Source organism: Mangrovactinospora gilvigrisea (genome assembly GCF_001879105.1).
Lineage (GTDB): Bacteria > Actinomycetota > Actinomycetes > Streptomycetales > Streptomycetaceae > Mangrovactinospora > Mangrovactinospora gilvigrisea.
Genome location: NZ_MLCF01000086.1, coordinates 1 through 4,823 on the forward strand (window position 1 = coordinate 1; position 4,823 = coordinate 4,823).

Here is a 4,823-nt window from a genome sequence, read left to right on the forward strand (position 1 = left end):
GTACCTTGCGGAATCGTTGCGCCTGCTGAGGGAGGGGGGCGTGGTGGTGTTCGCGGGGGCGGGGGCGGAGGTCGCGGCGGCGCTGCGCGAGGAGGACTCGCTGGTGGAGGCGATGCTTCCGGTCGGGAGCGGGCTGCTGTGCGGGGTGCGTCGCCGCACCTGAGTGCGGCCGCCCCGAGGCTCCGGCACCCCGCCCGGGGTCCGTGCCGCGCACGGTCGGCCGGCGGCTCGGCGGCGGGCGTCGGCCCCAACGCCGAAGCCCCGGCACCCCAGTCGGCCCGCGGGGCGGGGCGAGTGGGGTGCCGGGGAGTGGTGGGAGGGCTCGGTCGTCAGCCGACGACCTTGGCGAGCTCCTCGCCGAGGGCCTTGGCCTCGTCGGCCGAGAGCTCGACGACGAGACGGCCGCCGCCTTCGAGCGGAACGCGCATGACGATGCCCCGCCCCTCCTTGGTCACCTCGAGCGGGCCATCGCCCGTTCGCGGCTTCATCGCCGCCATGCTCGTTCCCCTTCCTCAGGCCGATACACGGGTCCTTGCGTCCAGCGGACGCACGGCATCCAGGACGACGCCGGCACCGGTTTCGAACGCAGTGATCGAGCCCTATTATCCCGCATCCGCAGACGCGCGGAACAACATCAGTCATGACGGGTCCCCCGGTCACACCGGCAAAACACCTCCAACCCGGGCGTTGTGCGCGTGATCGTTGCGCGAAATCGCGCGACGGCGCGATCCGATCTCTGCGCGGGACGTCCGGCGGGTGCATTCTGACGGGGGTCCAACTGACCGAAGAGGAACGGAGATGCCCGCCATGTCCGACACGGTGCGATACGAGGTCGACGGGAGCGTGGCCGCGGTCACGATCGATCGGCCGGACGCGCACAACGCCCTGGACGGCGTGACGAAGGTCGCACTCCGGGAGGCCGTGGAGGCGGCCGCGTCCGACGACTCCGTCCGCGCGGTGCTGCTCACCGGCACCGGCCGCGCCTTCTGCACCGGCCAGGACCTCAAGGAGCACTCCTCGCTGCTGGACGAGAGCACCGGCGACGACCTGTGGCGGACGCTGGAGGAGCACTACGAGCCCATCGCCCGCGCCCTGCTGACGATGCCGAAGCCGGTGGTCGCGGCCGTCAACGGGGTGGCGGCGGGCGCCGGGGCGTCCTTCGCCTTCGCCTGTGACCTGCGGGTGGCGGCCGAGTCGGCGCGGTTCGCGACGTCCTTCGCGGCGGCCGGGCTGGCGCCGGACTCGGGCATGTCGTGGACGCTGCAGCGGCTGGTCGGCGCGGGCCGCGCCAAGGAGCTGCTGATGCGCGGCCGGGCGGTGGACGCCGCCGAGGCGCTGCGGATCGGGCTGGTCACGGAGGTCGTCCCGGACGACGCGGTGCTGACCCGGGCCGCAGCGGTGGCGCGGGAGCTGGCGGAGGGTCCGACGCGGAGCTTCGCCGCGGTCAAGGACGCGGTGCTGCGGGCGGGCTCCTCCGGGCTGGAGGACGCGCTCGCCACGGAGGGCCGCTGGCAGCGGACGCTCGGGGCCACGGAGGACCACCGCGCCGCGGTCGACGGCTTCCTGAGGAAGGAGCGCCCGCTCTTCCGGGGACGCTAGTCCGATGGATGTCCGCGGAGGAAGGAGTGCCGGGCGTCGCGACGCCGCGGAGATTCGTCGGAGGCGGCCCGGGCGCGGCCGGTCAGGCGGTGCCCGGGGCGGGGGGCGCGCCGAAGCCCGGCGGGGAGGCCGGCGGCTGCGGCCGCAGCGCCGTGGTGGGCGGGTCCTCCGCGGGGGGCGGCGGGACCGGGGGCGTCGCGTCCGTGCCGGGCGTGCCGGACATGCCCGCCAGCGCCTCGCGGAGCTGGGCGTCCTTGAGGTCGAGCTCGGCGCCGAGGCGGTCGAGGAGGGTGTCCACCTCGTCCATGCGGTAGCCGCGGGTGGCCACGGTGAAGCGGACGCGTTCCAGGTCGCCGCGGGTCAGCGCGCGGTCCTCGGGGAGCCGGAGGGGCGCGCGGTCGTGCACCGCGTCGCCCAGCGAGCCGCCGGCTCCGAGCACGACGAGGGCGACGCCGCCGACCACCACGACCAGCGCGGCGATCATGAACCAGAACACCAGTCCGCTCCTATCCTTGGCTGTCCAGGGCCTACCTGGATTTTTGCATGCCGGGGCCGGGCCCCGGGGTGGCGATGATAGGGCGTTGGGATGTGCATGTCCGCTGTGCGGCGGCACGGACATCTCGTCAGTCGAAAGGTCCCTCCGGCGCGGGGAGGCCGTTGGCCCTGCTGAGCAGTTCCATCACGTGCTCGACGGAGTCGGTGCAGTCCACCAGCTCCAGGTCGGTGTCGGAGGCCTTGCCGCCGGCCACCAGGGTGCCGCGGATCCAGTCCAGCAGCGGGCCCCAGTACTCGGTGCCGACCAGGATCACCGGGAAGCGCGTCACCTTGCGGGTCTGCACCAGGGTGATCGCCTCGAAGAGCTCGTCGAGGGTGCCGAAGCCGCCCGGGAGGACGACGAACCCCTTCGCGTACTTGACGAACATCGTCTTGCGCACGAAGAAGTAGCGGAAGTTGACGCCGATGTCGACGTACGGGTTGAGGCCCTGCTCGAAGGGCAGCTCGATGCCGAGCCCGACGGAGACGCCGCCGCCCTCGCAGGCCCCCTTGTTGGCGGCCTCCATGGCGCCCGGCCCGCCGCCGGTGATCACCGCGTAGCCGGCCTCCACCAGCGCGCGGCCGATCTCCACGCCCAGCTTGTACTCCGGCGAGTCGGCCGGCGTCCGGGCGGAGCCGAAGACCGAGACGGCCGGACCGAGTTCGGCGAGCGCCCCGAAGCCCTCGACGAACTCGGACTGGATGCGCAGCACCCGCCACGGGTCCTGGTGCAGCCAGTCCGACGGACCGGCGGAGTCCAGCAGCCGCTGGTCGGTGGTGCCCTCCTGGATCTGGGAGCGGCGCCTGGTGACCGGGCCGACCAGTCGTTCACGAAAGTTGTTGGCCATGTCCGGAAGCGTACGGGGGCCGGGTGGTGCTACGCGGTCAGCCAGCCCGTCAGGCGGGTTTCGCAGTCGTGAACAGCCCGGACGGCCACATGCTCGTCCCGCTTGTGGGCGAGGTTGGGGTCGCCCGGCCCGTAGTTGACGGCCGGGACGCCGAGCGTGGAGAAGCGGGCCACGTCGGTCCAGCCGAACTTCGCGCGGGCCCCGCCGCCGGCCGCGGCGACGAAGGCGGCGGCGGCCGGGTGGGAGAGGCCGGGCAGCGCGCCGGGGGCGGTGTCGGTGAGCTCGACGTGGTAGCCGTCGAAGACCTCGCGGACGTGCGCCAGGGCCTGCTCCTCGGAGCGGTCGGGCGCGAAGCGGAAGTTGACGGTGACGGCGCAGGCGTCCGGGACGACGTTGCCGGCGACGCCGCCCTCGATGGCGACGGCGTTGAGGCCCTCGCGGTACTCCAGGCCCTCGATGTCGACCCGGCGCGGGACGTAGTCGGCGAGCCGGGCCAGCACGGGCGCGGCGGCGTGGATGGCGTTCTCGCCGAGCCAGCTGCGGGCGGAGTGGGCGCGCACCCCGCCCACCGGGATGCGGACGCGGAGGGTGCCCTGGCAGCCGCCCTCGACGACGCCGTCGCTGGGCTCCATGAGGACCGCGAAGTCGGCGGCGAGCCATTCGGGGTGGTTGCGCGTCAGCCGGAGCAGGCCGTTGCGCTCCGCCTCGACCTCCTCGTTGTCGTAGAAGACGAAGGTGAGGTCGCGGTTGGGGGCGGGGAGGCCGGCGGCGATGCGCAGCTGGACGGCGACGCCGCTCTTCATGTCGGAGGTGCCGCAGCCCCAGAGGATGCCGTCGGCGTCCAGGCGGGAGGGGACGTTGTCGGCGATCGGGACGGTGTCGAGGTGCCCGGCGAGGATGACGCGCTCGTCGCGGCCGAGGTCGGTGCGGGCCACGATCGCGTCGCCGTCGCGGTCGACGGTCAGGTGCGGGAGGGCGCGCAGGGCCTCCTCGACGGCGTCGGCGAGGGCCTTCTCGCCGCCGCTGACGGAGGGGAAGTCGACGAGGGCCGCGGTGAGCGCGGCGGCGTCGAGGGTGAGGTCGAGGGGGGTGGGGGTGTGCTCCGGCATGTCGATCAGGGTACGGGTGCGATCCGCGGTGCCGAGCTCTCGGTAGGTTGGGGGCGTGGCGGCGCGAGGGTTGAGGGACGGCGGCGGCGCGGGGTGGCGGCGGGTTGCCGTGGCCGTCGCGTTCGGGCTGGTGCTGGCGCTGCTGGCGGCGTATCTGGTGGTGCATCGGATCATCGGGCGGCCCTCGGAGGGGTGCACGGTGCGGGCCGCGGACGGCTCGGGTGCGCTCTCGCTCAACCTGGAGCAGGGCCGGAACGCCTCGACGGTGGCGGCGGTGGCGCAGTCGCGCGGACTGCCGGACCGGGCGGTGACGATCGCGCTGGCGACGGCGATGCAGGAGTCGCGGCTGGAGAACATCACGCACGGCGACCGCGACTCGCTGGGGCTCTTCCAGCAGCGGCCCTCGCAGGGGTGGGGGACGGTGCGTCAGGTCCAGGACCCGGTGTACGCGACGGGGCGGTTCTTCGACGGGCTGGTGAAGGTGCCGGGGTACACGCGGCTGCCGCTGACGGTGGCGGCGCAGCGGGTGCAGCGGAGCGGGCATCCGCAGGCGTACGCGAAGCACGAGGCGGACGCGGCGACGTTGGCGGCGGCGCTGCTGGGGCGGGAGGGGGGCGTCTTCTCGTGCGTGGTCGACGGGGACGACACCGCCGGCCATCCCGGCGGTGGGGCGTTGAAGGCGGCGGTGGCGGAGGAGTTCGGGGGCGCCGGTGCGGCGGGGGTCGCTCGGGGC

General features: G+C 74.1%; 6 protein-coding genes and 1 pseudogene. 3 read left to right on the forward strand and 4 right to left on the reverse strand.

Annotated features, from left to right (window positions below; translation table 11 throughout):
* A pseudogene (locus tag BIV57_RS26115) lies at positions 1-163 on the forward strand (methyltransferase); the annotation flags it as partial.
* A gap of 166 nt (positions 164-329) precedes the next feature.
* On the opposite strand, the gene BIV57_RS16030 reads toward BIV57_RS26115, so the two are convergent.
* On the reverse strand, positions 330-497 hold the full coding sequence (locus BIV57_RS16030) for a DUF3117 domain-containing protein (RefSeq protein WP_071657502.1): 168 nt from the start codon (positions 495-497) through the stop codon (positions 330-332).
* Positions 498-807: 310 nt separating this feature from the next.
* On the opposite strand from BIV57_RS16030, the gene BIV57_RS16035 reads away from it, so the two are divergent.
* The gene (locus BIV57_RS16035) at positions 808-1,599 is read left to right on the forward strand and encodes an enoyl-CoA hydratase/isomerase family protein (RefSeq protein WP_071657507.1); all 792 of its coding nucleotides are present in this window, start codon (positions 808-810) and stop codon (positions 1,597-1,599) included.
* A gap of 82 nt (positions 1,600-1,681) precedes the next feature.
* Here BIV57_RS16035 and BIV57_RS16040 read toward each other — a convergent pair whose 3' ends face one another.
* The 3 genes from BIV57_RS16040 to dapE form a co-directional block, all read right to left on the reverse strand.
* The gene (locus BIV57_RS16040; protein ID WP_071657503.1) at positions 1,682-2,095 is read right to left on the reverse strand and encodes a DivIVA domain-containing protein; all 414 of its coding nucleotides are present in this window, start codon (positions 2,093-2,095) and stop codon (positions 1,682-1,684) included.
* Between the two features lie 127 nt (positions 2,096-2,222).
* Positions 2,223-2,981, reverse strand: coding sequence for an LOG family protein (locus tag BIV57_RS16045; protein WP_071657504.1), 759 nt, complete (start codon positions 2,979-2,981; stop codon positions 2,223-2,225).
* Positions 2,982-3,010: 29 nt separating this feature from the next.
* On the reverse strand, positions 3,011-4,090 hold the full coding sequence (dapE, locus tag BIV57_RS16050) for a succinyl-diaminopimelate desuccinylase (RefSeq protein ID WP_071657505.1): 1,080 nt from the start codon (positions 4,088-4,090) through the stop codon (positions 3,011-3,013).
* Between the two features lie 55 nt (positions 4,091-4,145).
* Between dapE and BIV57_RS16055 the strand changes: the two genes are divergently transcribed.
* A partial coding sequence (locus tag BIV57_RS16055) for a heavy metal transporter (RefSeq protein ID WP_419185720.1) occupies positions 4,146-4,823 on the forward strand: 678 nt, incomplete at its 3' end.